Genomic DNA, 20,303 nt, shown 5'->3' on the forward strand with positions numbered 1-20,303 from the left:
CTAACCTACCGATGGCGCTCCACACCTACCTGCTCACACCAGGGCAGTACGGGGCAGGTTGAACAATGAGGCAATGTACCTGTGCAGATATGCTTACCAAATGGCATCAACAGTCGGTTGATGTTTATCCACTGTTCACGCGGAACCCGCTCTTCCAATACCTTCAGCGTTTGTTCGGGTTGTTTGGTATGCACATAGCCCCAACGGTTTACAACTCGATGAACGTGAATATCGACGCTGATAGCCGCCTGTCCTGTGGCAACACCCAATGCCAGATTAGCACACTTTGGCCCAACGCCTTTCAGGGAAATTAACGTAGCGAAATCAGCAGGGAGACTTCCCCCAAATTCATTCATGATGCGGTCGGCAATGCCATGCAGGGTATAGGCTTTCTGGTCGGGGTAGGTAGTACCGTACAGTAATTGCGTTAAGGTTGGGATGTCGATGGCAAGAAGTTGTTCGGGCGTTCGAGCCTGCTCGAACAAACGTAAGGAGACAGGAATCGTGGTTTCATCGAGCGTTCGTATAGACACGATACAGGAGATTAGTTGCTCGAACAGGGTGTTGTAGCCCCGTTCAAACAGATCGAACATAGCCGCTTTTGGATACGGCCGGATGGCTTCGTCAATATGCGCCAAAACAACGTTGAGGTCGAAGGTAGGTTTCATGGTATCTAAACACGGAGAAAACGGAGATGTCACGGAGAACACAGAGAAAATCTCCATGAACTCTGTTTAATCTCCGTTTTCTCTGTGTTTACCCCCCTTTATATTTTCACAATCACCATTTCCACGCGTCGGTTTTCGGCTCGTTCCTTCAGGCTTTTGTTGGTATTGATGGGTCGTGAAGGGCCATACCCAACGGTTTCGATCCGGCCTGCACTGATGCCTTTACTAACCAGATATCGCTTCACCTCATTGACCCGATTACGCGACAGTTCAACGTTCGCATCAAACTCACCAACAGTATCCGTATGTCCTTCCAGCCGGATTTGCATGGCCGGATTCGATTGCATCACCGTTACCAGGCGGTCCAGTTCAGGGAACGATTCGGGCTTTAGGTTATATTGGGATATATTGAAATAAATATTCTTCAGGGTGATTTTAGCACCGGCTTCTATGGGCACCAGATTAAAATCACGGTTCACATCAATGCGATTGGTCGCCAGCGTATCGCTCTGGCTAAAGTAACCTTTGGCCGATGCCGTTACCGCATAAACACCCCGTCGCTCAATGGCAATCTTGTAGTTTCCGGTTGGGTTACTACTCCGTATGGAATCAGCCGGTTCATCGCCCGATGCTTCGGCACCGGATAACAACCGATACGTGACAGTAGCTACAATTGGCTGTTTCGTTTTAGCATCGCGCGTAGTACCGTTAATCGCAACAGCCACTGGAGCCGGTGCATCCTGTGGTTGGACAGGCTCCGTTGGTTTCGGTGCCTCCTCCGGTGCCCCCAGGCCCGGTGTAGTACGGGGCTTGTAGCGGGGCTGCTGCGGTTTAGGAGGAACAGGTGTTGGTGCTTTCGGTGTACGTTGCGAGTACTTGTCTTTCCGGGGTGGATTAATGATGTGTACGCCCCAGAAATTGAAACAGATATACCCTTTACTGTCCCGGCATTCAAACAAATCGAACGTTGTATAGCCGGGGTCTATTCGCTCAAAATAAGCCACAAAATCAACGCGTTCACCAGGTTTAACCCGTCGGCGCGTTTCGCCGGGAATATTTTCTGCCCGAATGAATTTGTAGGAACGTTCGCCCTGATTTACGTACAAACGTGATGTGGGTTGAAAACCAATGTTGTTTGTTGATTCGATTGACCCGCCCTGACCTCCTCCATTTGGCGCGGGAATTGGAAACAGCCATGATTTTCCCAGCGAACGTGGTAACTGGGGAGCTTCGAATTTCATGTAAATGACCGTGTATTGATCCGTCAGCTCAACGCGCTTGATGCTAACATCGGCATCGTTAATGTCGTCAATCCGTGGGCTTTCGGTTGTGTACTGCACCTGTGCACGCAAGCCCGTTACGAATAGCAGAAGGAATAGAGTGAACAGCTTAAATTTCATCGTTGTTTGAGTTTACTGATGTACCAGTAACGATTAGACAACAACTCCTGTTTCACCGTTTAATACCTATTTTAAAAAGTCCTGAATCAGCTACTACGTAATCGAAAATTATAGGAATCTACTAAAAAACAGGGCTACGCAGGAAAAGTTATATAGGCTAGTTCATCTTTAATCCTAATCAATTCTACTTAGGTATTTTTGTCAAATCTTACTTAAGTATTGTAAACATTAGCTACTTTTCAGATTATTAAGCAGTATCTCAGTAAATAATTAATATAATTTTTTCAACAATAGCCTCACCAAATCTTTATCACTATAACCAGGCTTTAAGGTCATTTTTTAAGTATTTTATTTCATATACAGCTTATTTGTTTATGAATTATTCTAGTATATAACCTATAACATACTTAGCCACTCCGTTTAATGTCATTTTAATTCACATTGAATATTGTACTTTTGCAGTTATTACTACTTTTTTTCATTAACAACATTATGGGAAAACTCTTACAAATCAGCTTCCTGCTTCTTCTGACAGCATGGGGAGCGTATGCCCAAAATCAGGCGATTTCGGGTAGGGTCACGTCGTCTGACGATAACACTGGCTTACCAGGGGTATCCGTCACTATAAAAGGTAGCACACAGGGAACGCTCACCGATGCAACGGGTAATTATCGGCTATCGGCAGGCAGCAACGCTACACTCGTTTTCAGCTTTATTGGTTTCTCAACTGTCGAAGAAGTTGTCAGCAACCGGTCGGTAATTGATGTACAATTGAAGACTGACGTACGCAATTTGAATGAAGTTGTTGTTACGGGGTATGGTCAGCAAATTAAGCGGGATTTGACCGGTAACATCGCCAAAGTGCGGGCTGCCGATATTCAGGATCAACCGGTAACAACCTTCGACCAGGCGCTCCAGGGGAAAGCAGCTGGTGTTCAGATTAACTCAGGTTCCGGAAAATTGGGGCAGGGGATTCAGGTGCGGGTGCGGGGTCAATCGTCGGTATCGGCGTCGAACCAACCGCTTTATGTAGTTGACGGCACGCCCGTTACAACGGATAACCTGAGTTTTAACAGTGCCTCCACCAACCCACTGGCCGATATTAACCCACAGGATATTGAGTCGGTCGATATTCTAAAAGATGCATCGGCGGGTGCTATTTATGGTGCGCGTGCTGCCAATGGAGTCGTGCTTATTACCACCAAGCGCGGGAAGGCAGGTCGTACGAACATTACCTTTGGCGCCCAGTATGGTTCAAGTAAACCCACGAACAAACTGCAATTTCTGAATACGGATCAGTACGTTAAGTTTTACAACCAGGCAGCAGCAAACTCGGATCGGATTGAAGGTCTTGATCAAAGTGATCCAGACTCTTATACATCCTATATGAAGGGATTCTACGAAACGCAGGGCCTTGGCACCTATGGCACACCAACGCAGGCGAGCACAAACTGGGGTGATCTGGCCTATCAGGATGCCCCTTATCAGCAATATGACATTAACCTAAATGGCGGGAATGAAAAAACTACTTTCTACCTATCGGGCCAGTTGTTAGACCAAAAGGGTATTCTGGTTGGCAATGCGTTGCAACGGTATTCGGGTCGGCTTAACCTGGATCATAAAGTATCGGATCGGCTTCGGGTAGGTTTTAACACTGGGCAGACCCGCACGTTCAATCAGCGCATTTCGGCTGATAATCAGTTTGATAACCCAATGCAAATGGTGGCGTTGCCGCCAATGACACCCGCCACGGATCCAACCACGGGTCTACCCGTTGGTACCCCTCCCGGCGATCTGAGCATACCGGTCTATTACAACCCGTTAATTAACATCGGCAATGCCTATTTTAACACAACGGTGTACCGCAGCATCAGTAACGTATACGGCCAGTTACAGATTATCAAAGGGTTGTCCTTCCGTACTGAGTTTGGCCTGGACGTGCTTAACCAACAGGAAGAGCTGTATTACAACAGCAAAACGCAACGCAATTTCAGTGCACCACAGGGTATTGGGCAAAACCGTTACGTTCGGGTAGAGAATTACACGACCAACAATTTCTTCACCTACAATACGCTATTCGGCCGCAGTCAACTCGATCTGACGGCGGGTATGTCGTATCAGCAATCGCAGCAGAAAACCAACTTTACGGAGGGGCGGGATTTCCCATCGGATGCGTATCGCCAGATTGCCAGTGCTGCCCGTAAAACGGATGGTAGTTCTACCCAGACCGATTATCGCTTTCTGTCGTACTTTGCGCGGGCCAACTATAAATTCTCGGACCGGTACCTGGTGGGATTGAGTGCCCGTGTCGATGGTTCGTCACGCTTTGGTAAAAACAGCCGGTATGGTTTCTTTCCAGCCGTTTCAGCAGGTTGGGTACTATCGGAAGAAGATTTCCTGAAGAATAACAGCACGATCAGCTTTCTGAAACTCCGTTCCAGCTACGGGCAAACGGGTAACGCTGAAATCCAGAATTTTCCCCAGCTAGGCTTGTTCACCGGCGATGCCAGTTACGGTACGCTGCCCGGTCAGCGCCCATCGCAGTTGGCTAATCCCGATTTGAAGTGGGAAACAACCAACCAGTTCGACATTGGACTTGACTTCGGTATTCTGAACAACCGAATCAACGGGGAAATCGACTACTACAATAAGCAAACGTCCGGCCTGTTGCTGAGCGTAAACGTACCAGGTACAACGGGCTTTGCTACACAATTCCGCAACGTAGGTAGTCTGGAGAATAAAGGGTTCGAGATTGTACTGAACAGTGAGAACCTGACGGGTGCTTTCCGTTGGACCACGAGCTTCAACGCGGCTATCAACCAGAATAAGATCACCAATCTACAGTCACAGATTATTGAAGGAGGTATCAACGCCATGAGCCGTGCTGTTGAAGGTCAACCTCTGGGTGTGTTCTTTACGCAGGAATATGCAGGTGTTGATCCAGCCAATGGGGACGCGCTATGGTACAAAAACACGACGAATGCCGATGGCACCCTGGATCGCACAACAACCAACACCTATAGTCAGGCACAGCGGGTGGTTGTAGGTAGCCCACTACCGAAATGGACGGGAGGTATCACGAACACCTTCACCTACAAAGGCATTAGCCTGAGTGTGTTGTTTAATGGCGTATTTGGCAATAAGATCAACTTCTATGGTGTTGGTCGCTACTCGTCGGCTAACGGACGTTTTGAAGATAACCAGACCGTTAACCAGTTGGCCGCCTGGACATCAGCGAACACGATTACCGATGTACCAGAAGCTCGCTTGTTCTATAACAACGGTGCCCAATCATCCAGCCGGTTCATTCTGGACGGTTCATTCGTTCGGCTGCGTACCGTTACGCTATCGTACAGCCTGCCCAAAGCACTTATCAATAAAGCGAAGTTGACGAACGTTCGTTTGTTTGTAACGGGTCAGAACCTGCTCACGTTCACAAATTATGCCGGTTGGGACCCCGAAGTAAACGCCGATTACATTGTATCGAACATTGCTCAGGGCTATGATTTTTATACCGCTCCTCAGGCACGTACGATCACGGGTGGTATTAATATTGGTTTTTAATCAGCACTTCGGAACAAATTATCAACGACTTTTCAACGCATTTTTTGCTATGAATTCATCCATAAAATATTGGTTATACGCCGGAGCCGTCAGTTTGCTGATTACGGCCTGCGACAACCGCCTGAACGTTGTACCGACTCAGAGTATTGAGCAGAGTCAGGCGTTAAATACAGAACAGGACGTACAAATTACCCTCATTGGCGCTTACGATGGACTTAGTGATGTTAACCTATACGGTGGTGGCATTCAATACATTGGCGATTTAATGGGCGATAACCGAGATGTCCTTTTTGGGGGTACTTACGCTACGATCGACGAAATCTGGCGCAAGACTGTCACGACATCGAACACGGTTACCCGCGATTTCTGGCTGGATGGCTACAATGCCATCAACCGCGCGAACAGCGTCCTATCGGCTCTGGCTAAAGTGGGAGAAACCAACCGGGGCAATACGGAAGGACAAGCCCGTTTTATCAGGGGAGCCCTGTATTTTGAGCTGGTAAAGGCTTTCGGCAAAAGCTGGAATGACGGTACAGCAACGGCCAATCCGGGTGTACCACTGGTGCTGACCCCAACAACCTCAGTAACAGATGTTGACTATCGTGCCCGCAATACAGTTGCTGAAGTATATGCACAGGTGTTAGACGATCTTACAAAAGCAGAAAGCTTGCTACCAGCCGAACAATCGGGCGGAAGTGGTTTTGCCACAAAAGGTGCTGCCGCAGCTATATTGGCCCGCGTTTATCTACAGCAGCAGAACTACACAGCGGCTCGTGATGCCGCCAATCGGGTTATTACCTCAGGCACCTATGCACTGGAAGATAACTTTGCCGATGTATTTAACGACGCCACCAACGAGTCGGAGATTATTTTCAAGGTTATTGTTACAGACCAGGATGGCGCTAACGACCTGAATACGTTCTATGCATCGTCATTGAATCAGGGCCGTGGCGATGTACGGGTACAAACGAAATTCCGGCAGTTGTACGCTACTGGCGATGTGCGGGGTACCTTCTTTAACACGGCTGGACAGAACACCTTTACCAGTAAGTTCAACGATCAGTACGGCGATGTACCTGTCGTTCGACTGGCTGAAATGTACCTGGTTCGTGCGGAAGCTAACCTCCGTTTGGGTACTACTACGGGCGCAACGCCACTTGCCGATGTAAACCTGATTCGCGCGCGCGCCAAGGCCGCTCCCTTAACAACGGTCGATCTGGCAGCCATTCTGCTGGAGCGTCGACTTGAGTTAGCCTTCGAAGGTCAGCAACTTCCTGATATCAAACGCACAGCGGGTACCGTAGGCACAGTGGCTTACAACGCTAACAACCTGGTTCTGCCTATCCCACAACGGGAGATCGATACCAACAAAAAGCTGGTTCAGAATCCAGGATATTAATCGTCAGACTTGGTTCTCAATTAAAAAACGGGCGAATCCACCTATTGGATTCGCCCGTTTTTTGTGCGTACGCTGGCACGGGTAAATACCCGCGCCAGCGTGCCCGAATGAACATACCAGTACTCTTTTTTTGCTTTCGTGGTCGGCTGAAACGACGTCAAATTAAACCCTTTGGCACCATCAATCGACCCAGCAATAGTTACTACTTGTACCGCTTTCCGGTTCCGGTTCCAGGATAACGATTGATTTTGCGTACATACCTCAGGTTTCTTCCTAGTCATTTGTAGAAAGTAGGCATTCCCCAGTCCAAACACCATAACGTTTCCATCGGGTGTAACACAAACGGCCGTTTTTTCATCGATGCCAATACCGCGCGGTCGGATAGCCCAATCTGTTGCGGCACGGGCCATAAATGCCAGATGGCGGCCTTGCCGGTTACGGGCACTGTAATGCATATCGGTTAGAGTATTAGCCAGCAGCGGTTGTTTCAAAAAATCATCCCGACGAATATCCACGCGTTTGTCGTAAGGATTCGCCAGGGCTTCTTCGGAGGTCACTCTTCCTTCGATGGCCGAAAAGTAGGTTTGCCCCAGAATACCGCAACCCGCACTCGTCCCTCCTACAACAGCGCCCGCCTTAATACGCTCGTTCACGGCATCGGCGACGGGTGTACCCTGCCAAAAGTTAACGTAATTAGCCTGATCACCACCGGCAAAGAAGATAGCTTCGGCCTGACGAATTTTACGAATAAGGACTGAATCATTTGACGAGGCCCGATCTCTCAACAAAATTGTCTCAACTGAATTAACAGCCTCGCCTAACTTCCGGTACAGGTACTCATTATACCCATCACTCCCCGATGCCCGAAGAATCAGCACATCGCCCCCACCCGACTGCTTCAGAAACCAGCGCATTGCCGCATCAACATCTGTACTTCCACCCGCTAATACCACCCCACCAAGCGGCTGTCGTTTTGCATCAGACGTATCACCTACAATCCAGGATGTATACGAGCGTTTAGGGGCAACAGCCAAATTTGGTTGATTAGGACTGACTAGGACACAGGCGAAAAAACCAAACAGTGTGCTAATTGACTTATTGAGCATATATATAAAAGTAAGGTCAGTCAAACTAACAGCTGTGCTGTTTTTACCTGACTCAGAACCATTTGTTGATACGCAATGACTGAATGATGGGTGAATACTAGCCCATTATCAAAAGTACTTATCTTCATGGATAAGCCACTGCGCTATAGAGCCTGGACATAGTAATTTTCCCGTCGCATCCCATTCAATGTCTCCGTTTACTTACAACTATAAATTAATACTAATTGAATAGTTTTACAAATAATAGGTTAATCAAAATAGCACAACAACAATAATACTAAAACTATATTATCACAAAAAATAGTAGCAGAAATAAGTCTACATTAAAATCAGGCAGCTATAAATTTCAATATATAATAACAATTTATTTTCACAAGTACCAAAGTAAAAATTCAAATACATGTAAATTTAAATACTTACAATTTAGGTATCGTCTATAGTTATTAATACATAATATTAAAACTATAGCAACCATATATGCAGGTATAATAAAAGTCAACAAATCTACAAATTAACTTATTTATAAATCAGTCAGTAAAATTTACAATTTACTGAATATAAATCAATTAAGTAACATATTTTCAAAACAATATAATGTAAAAATATAAGATCCAAAACATTCTATTTATAAACAAAACATCACCTATATCTATAAATTATAGCACTATCTAACCTATAAAACACTTTCTATTGCTCATATTTTATAAATTATATAACTAGCTATTTACAGAAATTTTAGACATAATTTACCTATCATGCAAGGCTACTGTAAAAGATAAGTTACGTTCAGCTCACTTAGTAGTCTAATATATATTTTTAGATAAATACCTGCTCAAGTTGATTGAATAGCGCGAGCAAACCCTACCCATATTTTTATGAAAATTCTCTCAAATCCTGAATGGATAAAACAATATGAATATCCATTTCGTAACCTTGATCAAGTTCCACTACACCTGTTCGATTCCATAAATTCGCGTCTTGATGAACGAATTAGTACGAAACCACTCGTGTCTATCATTGTCATAGCCTACAATGAAGAAATTAATATTCTTCGTGCTATAAGTACACTTTCAAGCCTGACTACAGATATTCCATTTGAAATTGTTGCCATCAATAATAACTCAACTGACAAAACACAGGAGACTATCGAGAAACTGCATGTTAAGCGTTTTTTTCAACCTATCCAGGGTTGGGGTCCAGCTCGTCAATTAGGCCAGGAAATGGCAATCGGCAAGTATATCTTGCTAGCAGACGCGGACTGCCTTTATCCACCAAATTGGCTGGATGAAATGATGAAAAAACTTCAGCAACCCGATGTAGTCTGTGTTTACGGACGTTATTCCTTTATTGCTTTACCCGAAATACCAAGGTGGCAATTCTTAGTATATGAAACACTGAAAGATGTTATTGCTGAGTTTCGGCACTATAAACGTCCGTATCTTAATTCGTATGGTATCAGTATGGGGTATATACGAGAAGCAGGTTTGAGAGCCGGCTATATTCAGACAAACCTTCGAGGAGACGAAGGCCGGTTGTGTTTTGATATGATGCAATACGGTAGGGTCGTACAAATGAGAACTCGCTCCGCACGGGTCTGGACAGCTCCCCGCACGTTGCTACGAGATGGCACACTGTGGCAGTGCCTAAAAATACGAATCCATCGGGAGTTAAACCGTGCTTTGTCCTATTTAACACCTCATCCTCCTCACGATACTAAGAAGTCGTTCAATTAAAAAATAGTTGTGCCCCATCGACTCTAAACCCGTAGACAATCCTAAAAACCCGGTAGCTTTTGCCAAACACAGCACATTATGCCTGGGTTTATCCTCGGCGGTTGTACCCTTATCACCATTGCGTATCGCACTGCTCAACCCCCTAGATTCATTGCGGGATCAATGTCAGATTGATCAAATTTCACCCTATCCTATTGATCCTCAGCTACCAACTTCTACTGGACTGTAAGTACAATAAGGTCTATTCTATATTTCTAATCTCTCTAAAGGTTCTTTCACCTGTTCCAGCTACTCTCACCCAAAATTGCAACTTCATCTTGCACCAGTTTATCATTTAGTATACGTTTAATAAATACAAAAATATTTTTAAGTATAAACTATAATATTTTTTGGATAATTAAAATTTAACTTATTACTATTGCCACCAGACATTAACTATACTTCTCATGGCAAAACACCTACTTTCCAGCTTAAAGCCGCTTCGCATCGTACATTGGCTACTGCCAACTGCACTGCTTCTTTTTTCCTCTATCCTTTCTTCGTTCATAGATGATAAGCATGATCCAGGAAAACAGATACACAAGTCCACGGTTGCTCTATTTCCGAAATCCGTATCCCGCCCCTTTGATGCCGATCCGATCAAGTTTACGATGCAGGTGGATAAACTCACTGCTTCAGTTGGTGAGGAGGTAACCCTTACCATAACGGCCCATTACCTCAATATTTCTTCGGCTCTACTATTCACGGCCGCTGGTTCAACTGCGTTCCAGCTAAAAGTGCTCTTACCCGACGGCTTTGTCCAAACCGGTGGCGATTACACCGACTATATCGGCACAGAATTATCGGGCACAAAACCTACTGCTACCTACACGCTGAAAGGGCATTTTGATAAGTTTGGCAGTAAAAGTGAATTTCGATTACTTCGTAGTCATGCCCTTGCTGACGCTAACAGTTTATTTGTGGAAAAAGCACGCTTATCCATCCGGTTAAATGCTACAGACCTGAGTACACAACAGCTTCAAAAGAGTGCCCGTCTAGCTGCCGTTAGCAATGGAGTTGGGTTTATTGATGGGGCAGACTGTAACACAGCAGGTGGTTGGGCAGCGGATCGGGCTCAACTAAACACGCCCATTTCGGTAGATTTTTATATTGATGGCCAGTATGCAGGCTCCATACAGGCTGGGCAAAGTCGTCCTGATGTAGGTGCCTATTTAGGAGATAATGGCAATCATGGGTTTGCATTTACCATTCCCCAACAATTTAAGTCAGGCGGAAATCATACAATCGAAGCCCGCTTTGGGGGCACCTCGCAGGGTCTCAATAGTGGCGCAAAAACCTTTTCATGCAGCGGAACCACAACGACCAGTCCACCAACAGGAAATTGCAACTACTCAGAGGGTCAGTTTTTATTCACAACCAGTTGGGGCGAATCCGTGTATGCCCATTATTACAATAACGTTTTGTTTGCCGCATTTCAGGATGGAAGCAATTTCAGGCCCCGACACTGGCTGGTGGCCACAGGTTTGATGACGACTGCCATTGCCAGTTGTTTTGCCGAAAATGACCCACATACAACCACAACTACACCTACTAATCCACCCACTAGTGGCGGCACTGGCACTGGTTTATCAGGGAAATACTTCAATAATCTGACCTTATCAGGTTCTCCCGTCCTGTCCCGTACAGATGCTACGGTCAACTTCACCTGGAACGAAGGCAACAGCCCTTTCCCAGGTGTATCCTCCACCAATATGTCAGTACGCTGGTCAGGGCAAGTGGAAGCACCCGTGACTGGAAGCTACACCTTTTCGACCAACAATGATGATGCGACTCAGTTGTGGGTCAACGGACAAAAACTCATTTCGGATTGGCCGGGTGGGCATGCTCCGGTGCTCAGGACGGGCACGATTAACTTACAGGCCGGTCAGAAGTACTCAATTAAGCTAGAATTCAATCAAGGAGGTGGTGGAGCGCAGGCTCAGTTGCTTTGGTCGTATCCAAATCAGGGGCAACAGGTTATTCCGCAGGCAAGATTATATCCAGATGTTACCGTTACCTCAGGGCCAGGGAGTGTAGGAGGTGATACCGCTAATCCAACAAACGGTACATGTTCAGTCAATAGTCCACGAGCAAATATTGACATAATTAACGCACAAAGTGTTGCTGGCTGGGCACTAGATGCGAGCGACCTTGGCAAAACAGTGATGGTCGACATTTATATCAATGATACGAAGGTCGCTTCAGTTCCGGCAGACCAAGACAGGTCTGATTTAGTCAGTGCATTTGGCAATAACGTAGCTGCTCGTTATCATGGCTTCAATATAGATTTATTTTACCTGCAAGATGCCCCACAGGGTTATCGTCTAACCGTTAAAATCTGTGGAACAAATAATATACTTCGGGAAGAGCAAGTTTACTTTAGTCAACGCACCGCGACCGTTGATGGGGGGGATGATCCAACGAAGCCCAAACCTCCTTGCACGCCAGTAATACTTTTCAGACAAAGCGGAAAAAGAGAGGTAGTCTATGCTTGTAATGCCGGTGGTTCAACTGGATCACCTAATGGCCCAATCATTGTAATTGACTATAATCCAGGGCCGGTTACCGTAGGAAACGAACCACCCACTTCGACTCCCATTACGGGTGGCAGTGGCAACCCTACAGACCCCAACAACCCCACCATTACTGGTTCTCGTGTTCCAACAACAGCCCATTTGGATGGTGTCGATTGCGACAAAGTCAGTGGCTGGGCCTTTGCTAACTCAGGAGGCTATGCGAATTTGGATGTTTATATCATCGACGAATTAGGGCTCGTATCGAAAGCTGCTACTATTAAAGCTAACAACGCAAGCCGCTCCGATGTGAGAGCTGCTTATGGCAACAATCCTAATATCCCACTAGATTGTGGGTTTGTTTGGGCCATCCCCGACGCCTACAAACACAACCAAAAACTAACTATCAAGGTCGTGCCGGTCAATGATAATGCCTCTATTGCCAACTCTCCCCTAACCACATCTGGCAGTTGTTCCAAGCCGGTCACTACTACGCCAAGCGGAACAGGATATCCACTTTCCTGGAATGATTTCCCCGATTTAAAAGGCTTAAGTAATCAGTATTTTTTAGATAATTATGTCCTAGTAGGGCCTAAACGTCCAATAAATATCGCTGAGAGACTTAACTGCTTTGGCACAGTTCCCAGCGATTCAAAATACCAATACAGTATAACCATGTACGTTGACCAGCCTGTCAATAATACAAGAGAAATTGCAAAATTCTCTGTCTCGCCGACTGAGAGAAGGCCCGGTCATACCTATTTTGGATTAGAAAGGTATGACTCTAATACACGGCAAACAGTACGACTGGTTGCAGGCTTTTACGTGGAAACAGAATGGAAAGCTGCTATGGGAATGGTTACAAAAGGTGCATGGGGTGATGATGGAAGTACTGAATATGATGTTTCATTAAAAGTGCCTCTGACAGCGTCTCAATTTAAAGAAATTAAGTACAAGATTGAAGCATCAGGAGTCCCAAACTATAGTTTAGTTCAAAATAATTGTAGTTCATTCACCTATAATTTAATTTCACCCTACATTAACCTTCCTGCCGGAAGCGGTGCAATTGGAATTCTCGGTGTAGGAATTAATCCCGCTGATTTGGGGCAAGACTTACGTGAAAACTCTAATACCTATAATGGTAAAATCACTATCGCTGACAATTCGATATCCCCACCAACTACTAACTGCAATTAATCAACTTCATGAAACAGATAGTAACAAACCCCACCTCTATATGGCCTGATAGACTGGTTAAAGTATTGGATATATTAACGGTTTTATCCTTCGCTTTTATCACTTACGATGACACCAAGCTTAACTTGCCTACAATACTGCTAGCTACAGCAGCCGTATTGTTTGGGCAGCCTCTTGAGAAGCTAGTCTACTTACTTATCCTCATCAGTTGGCTATATCTTGGAATTTTAATCTTTTGGAAGGATCTATACAAACGCCTAATATCCCTAATAGCTATTGGGGTCCTATGGATGCTGGTTAGTTATCAAGTGTATAGTCTCTTAATAGGTAGCAATACTGAAGCTATTGCCCGAAATCACTGGTTCATTGGCTCAAGTTTTTCATTTCTGTTTATTTCGGCTCTACTATTTGTGCTTGTTCTTCGTCAGCACAGTAGCCGAAATGGAGGCCTTTAACTCGATTTCCCAAAAGGGCTTTCATCACCTTTACCAAATATGGAAAGAGGTTGACTAGCCAACCCTAGACTAGTCTATTGATATAGTCAACAACTGAGATCAATCCTTTCATTTATGAATTTATACTTGAAGCAATAGATTTATGGACGAAGCATTTAACATTAATGCTTCGTCCAGTTTTTTTCAATTCTTCACCACCCGCATCCTAAACACCTGCTCCCCCTATACTTATTTCGACAAAATACACGCCGGATGCAGCAGTTCTGAGATCAAGTGATTGGTAAAAGGTGTCGGTCGTTTTCTAACGGCTTTGTGGCAGTAGTTCAGCGTCAGATTATAAATGTCAGGTAGCAAGTCATGCGGAGGGCTTTGGTGACGCTCTCTGAGTATAAGGTTTGTTTGTAGGTAATATGCTTTTACGTTATTTTATAAAACCTCTACAATGGCAACGATAACGTTAGAAATAGACAATAAAAAACTCAAGTTCTTCAAAGACCTTATCAAGCATTTTTCATTTGTCAGAGTTCAGGAAACAGAACTGAACGAAGACACAGATGAAGAGGTTATTACCAATATTCGTAGGGGAGTGAAGGAAATGAGGCAGGTTGAAAAAGGGAAACAGCCAAGCCGCCCAGCCCGCGACTTTTTGACTGAATTATGAGTTATCAGGTCCGGACGATTGATCATTTTGAACAAGAAGCCAAACGACTGAAGAAGTTCCATTCGCTTAAAGACGAAATCCATCAGTTGATTGATGAACTGGAAGAGAACCCTTTTCTGGGAACATCAATGCGGGATGGGTTCTATAAAATCAGATTAGGCATAAAATCGAAGGGAAAAGACAAAAAAGGTTGAGCAAGAGTTATTACGTGCGTCAAAATAATTGCAGAGACAGTTTATCTGGTTTCTATTTATGACAAATCTGAACAGTCTGATATTTCTGATAATGTGTTAAATAGCCTTCTAAAAGAACTAGCTACTAGCAAGACCCAAGATTGACTTCAACGTATTTTTTGTCTCCAACAATAAAAAGTAAGGGTCGGATTTAATAAATCCGACCCTTACTTTTTATTGTTTCACAACTCGTTTCCTAAATACCTGCTCCCCTATACTGACCTCCACAAAATACACGCCGGGCGGGGCGGTTTTAAGGTCGATAGCTTGCTGGAAGGTGTCGGTTGTTTTCTGATGATTTTGCCGTAGCAATTCAGCTCCGTTTACGTTACGGATGCCTAATAGGAGTGCTCCTCGTAGCGGGCTACTAAACGATACGTTCATCTGCCCGTCGCTGGGGTTCGGGTTTACCTGCAAGGCCTGTTCGGCTAGCGGTGTGGTAGCCGTTACAGTTCCCAAACGGACGTTTACTGTTACGACCGCTGATGTACTGCACAAATCCGTTCCCGAACCCGATACGGTATAGGAGGTGGTTTGAGTTGGCTGAGCCACTACCTGTGGCCCCAACGTACTATTCAGCCCTGTTCCAGACCAGGTATATACACCCGCCCCGCGTGCATTCAGGGTTACGGTTTCGCCGGGGTTGATGAAGATGGCCGAGGCCGCAACCTGTACAGACGCTTTCTGACCAACTTTCGCGGTAATGTTATGCGCCACATTCAGTCCCAGGCTATCGGCGTAACGTAGCCAGTTACCCTGGCTATTCTGCCGCCAGGAGGTTGCAAACAATGACTCTCCATTTTTGGTCGTGACCAGTGCCACGGTGTCGCCCGATGCGTATGGCAATGTAATGCCGACATGGAAGGATAAACCGCTTACCGGTACATTCTTATCAAACGTAACGGTAGTGGCCCGGTTGTTGGCAACATCGGCCAGAATATCCCGGAGGGGTACATCTTTTTGCCCCAGAATAGCGCCAGGGCCGTTCTGGAAACCTCGCCCGTTCCAGACCGTTACAGTCACAACCGACTCAGTAGATGCGCCTTTGGCGGCTTTGGCAACGCCAAATTTCAGGGATGCACTGGCTAAGTTGAGATAGCCTAGTTTGTTGGCAAAAAACTCGGATACGGCCTGGCTCTTATGGCTATTTTGGCCAGCCACATAACCTGTTCCGTTCGTTTCACGCAGGATCGTAGGCGTACCACTAAAATTCGTTACGTCCGTACAAAGTCCCTGATTGAGCACTTCGATATATTCTGTACGAACCAAGGGTTCTGACTGTCCTACTGCGTTCGATGTGACCAACGTTACCTTAAACTTGCCTGGCTGGTTGTAGGTAACAGTAGGATTCTGTTCAGCTGATGTGGCTGGTGTACCGCCTTCAAACGTCCATTGCCAGCTGGTAGGAAATCCACCGGAAAGGTCACTAAACTTTACCGACCCACCTAATAAAACCTGCTGTGCTTCGGCCCGGAAGTTTGGCTGAGGACGTACAGCAACTGAGGTACCACACACATTGGAGGTGAGCAGGCTATTCCGGCGGGGACTAATCTCCATAACAGCCCGAATTCGGGCTTTCTGATCAAGGGTAAAGATATTTTTACAAGCATCATCGGAGTAGTCCATGTGGTTCTGTACCATATTTGTACTTCCGCAGCTAACCCGCCCCGATGGACAACCCCGGCTTTCTGACGCCTGGGGGGGCGTGTCGGCGCAGAAATCATCGCCACAGGCGGCATCACCCCAAATGTGCCGCAGTCCCAGCCAGTGGCCGGTTTCATGAGACATGGTACGACCCAGGTTATAGGGTGCTGTTAAGCCGGCAAAGTTGCCTTTTTCGGCATTACCGAATGCATAGTAGTTACAAACAACACCGTCTGTACTGGCCGGGCTTGCTGATGGAATACCGGGCAAATTAGACTGGCTTGGAAACTGTGCATAGGCCACTACGCTCCCACTACCACCCGTTGATTCTCTCAGATCAAGTACCCAGATATTGTAATATTTGTCGGGATCCCAAATAGTGCTTGGTTTCAACACGCCTTCAACGTCGCTCTCCGTCCAGCTGACACGGCCACCGTTGATTCGTTCGATACCGGGCTCGGCCATAGGTTTTCCCTGCCGATCAAGAGCAGCCAGGCAAAATTCAATTTCAATATCGGCCCCGACTGGATTCGAGTTGAAGCCACGGGTACCCGGTGTCCGGCGGTAATCTTCATTCAGCGTTACAATCTGCGACTGCACCTGTGCCTGGGTCATATTATGCGCATTACCCACCGCTTCGCCATTGTGTACAATGTGTACAATAATGGGAATCGTAATCACAGTAGCGGCCAGCCTGCCTGATGCCATCTTCTTTTTGATGTCAATCATTTTTAGCTGCAATTCCCGCTCAAAATCATTGAGGGAACCTAACTGCGGATAGCGCGCCCGTCGTAGACTATCCATCTCCATAGTTCCACACGGCTTTGCCACAGGGATTGGCTGGGCCTGTACCATCGGCTTCAGCGAAACAAGTAATAACAGGCTGAGTACTAGTCGAAACATACGCCTATTTGGTAGTAACAGAGTTGAAAGTAAACCGATAGCTGGCATCAATATCACCGAAATAATATTCAATCGTCATAGATTGAGTCGTCAGGTTCTTTATTGTCCAAGGGTATATTCCATTTAATATAGGCAGATAAAATTGCACAGTTGCATTACCATTGACAAGTCTCCAGGTATCGGTCACGTAAATGTCTGGCTCTTGAGGATAGCATATACTTGTACCTTGGCTGGCTTCAAACTTATGGTCTGCATCGGCATAAAAGGTCAATAGGTCATCAGCAATACAGGCATCTATCACCTGTTGAGAAACAGCCTGAGCAACTGAAATTACCCCACTTGACGTACCATCATCAATAATCTCCAAGGATACCATCTTCCAGGATTTCTTTTCCGTGCCGGTTAATAACTGCGAATAAGTAGCGGGTTTCGGTTCAAGCTTCTCCGAGCAGCCCCCAAAAAGCCATCCGATTATACCCGGAATCAACAATAAACGTATAAGATGTCGCATGATTGATCAGTTGCCTTATTGGGGCGTATAGGTCTGCGTGAAGTAATAAGTTGTGTCTTTAGTACTGCTGATAGCCAGTTTAAACTGAAGATTCAGTGTAATTACCCGATTGCGCGGGTTCCAGGCGCCACTGCCCTCAATGGTATCCGTTGTACCCAGTTCAGGATTGGTCTGCGACGGCACCGTCAGCGAGTTATCACCATTGTCAACAAACGTTAGTGTCGGGTGAGTAGCATTGAAGTTAAGAAGGCCAATGTTCCAGTTACTCAGGTTGTATGTTTTGCAATCGGCGCTGGTAATTTCAATATCTGGAACCGTTACGGTTTGTGTACCGTATTTCTGCGTACCCGTATAGAAACCACCAAACAGGCAATCGTCCTGAATCGTGAGTTTAAATTGTTTTCCCACAATATTATCCTTACCAAACCCAACCTGTAAGGTACTGGGCTGAACGCTGGTCAGCGTAAACGTAAGCGATGATGATTCCAGAATATTGTTGGCATTGTTAATCAGTTGCACAACAATGTTGCCCGTACTCGCCTTGGCTGGAATAGTAACGGTACCCTCCTTTCCCTGAATGGTATAGTCTTTCCCCGACCGCGCCGTTCCGGTAACCGTGTACGTAATCGTAATGGGCTGATCTAGCTGAGGGCCTACATTGTGAACCTGAATAGAAATGGGCTTGCTATAACTCTCTTTATAGGTCAGCGTTGTATCTGTAAAGCGCACAAAATAGGGGCCTTCAAAGGTGCGGTCTATATCCTGTTTATCACAGGCAACCGTACTCCAGCCAACAAGAGCAACCGATAATACCATCAGCCCCCAATGGCCAATGGTATGTAGATAGTTTGGTTTCGTTAGGTTCTTCATAATCAGATAGTCGGGAAACCCGCTCTGTTAATAGCCAGGATTTTGTGTCAGAGCCGAATTCTGCTGGATCTCGCGTTGCGGTATTGGCCAGAGCTCTAAGTGGCTGTTCCAGTTGGGCGAAAACGCCGACATAACAGCCTGCGCCCGGCCCGTTCTGACTAAATCGTACCAGCGTTGGCCTTCAAACGCTAGCTCGTATACACGTTCCCGCTCAACAGCCAGCAAAATATCGGCTTGCGCCGTAAGCGTTATAGCGGGTGCTTTCGCTCGTGTCCGCAGCACGTTCAGATCGGCAACGGCACCAGTCGTGCCCGTCAGTTTACCTTGCTGCGCCCGGGCTTCGGCCCGAATCAAATACAGCTCGGCCAGGCGCATCAACACAATGTTGTTGTTGTCTTCAGAAGCCGTTCCATACTTACGTACCGTCCAGCCGTTATCATTGCCCCGTTGCTGCGATGGGTTAAAGGTAATCGTTGCACTGCGCGTACCAGCTTCGGTCGAAATCAAGGCAGTAATGAGCTGATTCGATGGAATGACTTCCCGGCGACCAACTAGTAAGTTATTGAGGCCTGTGCTGCTCGTTCCAGGGTCATCGGTCAGATTGTAGCCAACTTCAAGAACCGATTCAGGCGTAAAATCTTTTGTGACGATATCGGCAAAATTAGTTTGCAACACGTAAACCCCTGAGTTGATCACCAACGTAGCCAATGCCTCAGCCTGCGCCCAGTTTTTCTGATAGAGGTAATAGCGGGCCATGGCTGCCCGGCAGTTGGTTTTATTCAGATAAGCTGCATTGGTCGTGGAAGTGCCTGATGAGGCCACATCTGGCAAATCGGCCAAAGCGGCCTGATAATCGACCAGAACAGTGGCCAGTATATCGGCTTTGGCTGTTCGGGCAATTGTGGTGTTGGCAGTTTCGTCAGTCGACGTTACTTTGGGAATATCGCCGAAAGTATAAGCGCCAATAAAATTAGCCCATCCACGCAAAAATCGAGCTTCGGCGAGCACTGACTTTTTTGTCGCATCAGGTACACCACTGACCAGCGGCAGTCGCTCAATGATAAAGTTAGCGACGTAAATGGTATTATAGATACTGGCCCACAAAGCATCAACCGTCCCATTCGATGCCGTAATTTGCTTGGTTCCGAACTGTATATAATCAGTGAAGGTACCATTTGCCTGAATGTAATCAGCCGTAAAGTCGCCCGCAATTATATTGGCAGAGGCCATACCCCGAAAGGCACTGTAAAGGCCAATCCGAACAGGTTGCACATCATTCGGTTCGTTCAGAACCAAATCATCGACCAGCAGGTCTACTGGTTTGGGTTCCAGTACATTCTGACAGGAGGCCAGAACCAGCATCACCAAAACCAGACTATATCGTAGTAAGCGGATCATAGTTGCTAT

The 20,303-nt window shown here is 46.1% G+C and carries 13 protein-coding genes; 6 read left to right on the plus strand and 7 right to left on the minus strand.

The genetic code is table 11. The annotated features are described in order from the left end of the window. Positions 1 to 5: 5 nt before the first annotated feature. Positions 6 to 668, minus strand: a complete 663-nt coding sequence (locus ACYVGO_RS12885) for an endonuclease III domain-containing protein (RefSeq protein WP_142771177.1) — start codon at positions 666 to 668, stop codon at positions 6 to 8. A gap of 98 nt (positions 669 to 766) precedes the next feature. Continuing rightward, positions 767 to 2,068, minus strand: a complete 1,302-nt coding sequence (locus tag ACYVGO_RS12890; RefSeq protein WP_460969614.1) for an OmpA family protein — start codon at positions 2,066 to 2,068, stop codon at positions 767 to 769. Between the two features lie 492 nt (positions 2,069 to 2,560). On the opposite strand from ACYVGO_RS12890, the gene ACYVGO_RS12895 reads away from it, so the two are divergent. Beyond that, positions 2,561 to 5,632: a SusC/RagA family TonB-linked outer membrane protein gene (locus tag ACYVGO_RS12895; RefSeq protein WP_460969615.1), complete on the plus strand. Its 3,072-nt coding sequence runs from the start codon at positions 2,561 to 2,563 to the stop codon at positions 5,630 to 5,632. A 49-nt stretch (positions 5,633 to 5,681) separates the two neighbouring features. After that, positions 5,682 to 7,031, plus strand: coding sequence for a RagB/SusD family nutrient uptake outer membrane protein (locus tag ACYVGO_RS12900; RefSeq protein ID WP_460969616.1), 1,350 nt, complete (start codon positions 5,682 to 5,684; stop codon positions 7,029 to 7,031). 41 nt (positions 7,032 to 7,072) lie between these two features. On the opposite strand, the gene ACYVGO_RS12905 is transcribed toward ACYVGO_RS12900, so the two are convergent. Next, the gene (locus ACYVGO_RS12905) at positions 7,073 to 8,065 is read right to left on the minus strand and encodes a cyanophycinase (RefSeq protein WP_460969617.1); all 993 of its coding nucleotides are present in this window, start codon (positions 8,063 to 8,065) and stop codon (positions 7,073 to 7,075) included. 947 nt (positions 8,066 to 9,012) lie between these two features. Here ACYVGO_RS12905 and ACYVGO_RS12910 point away from each other — a divergent pair. The 4 genes from ACYVGO_RS12910 to ACYVGO_RS12925 all read left to right on the plus strand — a co-directional run bounded on the left by ACYVGO_RS12910 (position 9,013) and on the right by ACYVGO_RS12925 (position 14,929). Continuing rightward, positions 9,013 to 9,870: a glycosyltransferase family 2 protein gene (locus tag ACYVGO_RS12910; protein WP_142771172.1), complete on the plus strand. Its 858-nt coding sequence runs from the start codon at positions 9,013 to 9,015 to the stop codon at positions 9,868 to 9,870. Positions 9,871 to 10,316: 446 nt separating this feature from the next. After that, entirely contained in the window at positions 10,317 to 13,619 is a 3,303-nt protein-coding gene (locus ACYVGO_RS12915; RefSeq protein WP_460969618.1) for a PA14 domain-containing protein, read from the plus strand. Positions 13,620 to 14,516: 897 nt separating this feature from the next. Next, positions 14,517 to 14,735: a hypothetical protein gene (locus tag ACYVGO_RS12920; protein WP_460969619.1), complete on the plus strand. Its 219-nt coding sequence runs from the start codon at positions 14,517 to 14,519 to the stop codon at positions 14,733 to 14,735. Further along, positions 14,732 to 14,929, plus strand: coding sequence for a type II toxin-antitoxin system RelE family toxin (locus ACYVGO_RS12925; RefSeq protein ID WP_460969620.1), 198 nt, complete (start codon positions 14,732 to 14,734; stop codon positions 14,927 to 14,929). The genes ACYVGO_RS12920 and ACYVGO_RS12925 overlap by 4 nt, the downstream gene beginning before the upstream one ends. Before the next feature lie 213 nt (positions 14,930 to 15,142). Here ACYVGO_RS12925 and ACYVGO_RS12930 read toward each other — a convergent pair whose 3' ends face one another. The 4 genes from ACYVGO_RS12930 to ACYVGO_RS12945 are packed head-to-tail and all read right to left on the minus strand — an operon-like array spanning position 15,143 to position 20,294. Continuing rightward, the gene (locus tag ACYVGO_RS12930) at positions 15,143 to 17,515 is read right to left on the minus strand and encodes a M43 family zinc metalloprotease (protein ID WP_460969621.1); all 2,373 of its coding nucleotides are present in this window, start codon (positions 17,513 to 17,515) and stop codon (positions 15,143 to 15,145) included. 4 nt (positions 17,516 to 17,519) lie between these two features. Beyond that, on the minus strand, positions 17,520 to 18,026 hold the full coding sequence (locus tag ACYVGO_RS12935) for a hypothetical protein (RefSeq protein WP_460969622.1): 507 nt from the start codon (positions 18,024 to 18,026) through the stop codon (positions 17,520 to 17,522). A 15-nt stretch (positions 18,027 to 18,041) separates the two neighbouring features. Beyond that, on the minus strand, positions 18,042 to 18,896 hold the full coding sequence (locus ACYVGO_RS12940; protein ID WP_460969623.1) for a hypothetical protein: 855 nt from the start codon (positions 18,894 to 18,896) through the stop codon (positions 18,042 to 18,044). Positions 18,897 to 18,923: 27 nt separating this feature from the next. Continuing rightward, on the minus strand, positions 18,924 to 20,294 hold the full coding sequence (locus ACYVGO_RS12945) for a RagB/SusD family nutrient uptake outer membrane protein (protein WP_460969624.1): 1,371 nt from the start codon (positions 20,292 to 20,294) through the stop codon (positions 18,924 to 18,926). Positions 20,295 to 20,303: the final 9 nt, after the last annotated feature.

Source organism: Spirosoma migulaei, assembly GCF_054776855.1.

Excerpts from the sequence above, each read along its gene's own strand:
- ACYVGO_RS12885 (WP_142771177.1), bottom strand. The coding sequence starts at position 668 with ATGAAACCTACCTTCGACCTCAACGTTGTTTTGGCGCATATTGACGAA.
- ACYVGO_RS12900 (WP_460969616.1), top strand. The coding sequence starts at position 5,682 with ATGAATTCATCCATAAAATATTGGTTATACGCCGGAGCCGTCAGTTTG.
- ACYVGO_RS12925 (WP_460969620.1), top strand. The coding sequence starts at position 14,732 with ATGAGTTATCAGGTCCGGACGATTGATCATTTTGAACAAGAAGCCAAA.
- ACYVGO_RS12915 (WP_460969618.1), top strand. The coding sequence starts at position 10,317 with ATGGCAAAACACCTACTTTCCAGCTTAAAGCCGCTTCGCATCGTACAT.
- ACYVGO_RS12930 (WP_460969621.1), bottom strand. The coding sequence starts at position 17,515 with ATGTTTCGACTAGTACTCAGCCTGTTATTACTTGTTTCGCTGAAGCCG.
- ACYVGO_RS12890 (WP_460969614.1), bottom strand. The coding sequence starts at position 2,068 with ATGAAATTTAAGCTGTTCACTCTATTCCTTCTGCTATTCGTAACGGGC.
- ACYVGO_RS12920 (WP_460969619.1), top strand. The coding sequence starts at position 14,517 with ATGGCAACGATAACGTTAGAAATAGACAATAAAAAACTCAAGTTCTTC.
- ACYVGO_RS12940 (WP_460969623.1), bottom strand. The coding sequence starts at position 18,896 with ATGAAGAACCTAACGAAACCAAACTATCTACATACCATTGGCCATTGG.
- ACYVGO_RS12910 (WP_142771172.1), top strand. The coding sequence starts at position 9,013 with ATGAAAATTCTCTCAAATCCTGAATGGATAAAACAATATGAATATCCA.
- ACYVGO_RS12895 (WP_460969615.1), top strand. The coding sequence starts at position 2,561 with ATGGGAAAACTCTTACAAATCAGCTTCCTGCTTCTTCTGACAGCATGG.
- ACYVGO_RS12945 (WP_460969624.1), bottom strand. The coding sequence starts at position 20,294 with ATGATCCGCTTACTACGATATAGTCTGGTTTTGGTGATGCTGGTTCTG.
- ACYVGO_RS12935 (WP_460969622.1), bottom strand. The coding sequence starts at position 18,026 with ATGCGACATCTTATACGTTTATTGTTGATTCCGGGTATAATCGGATGG.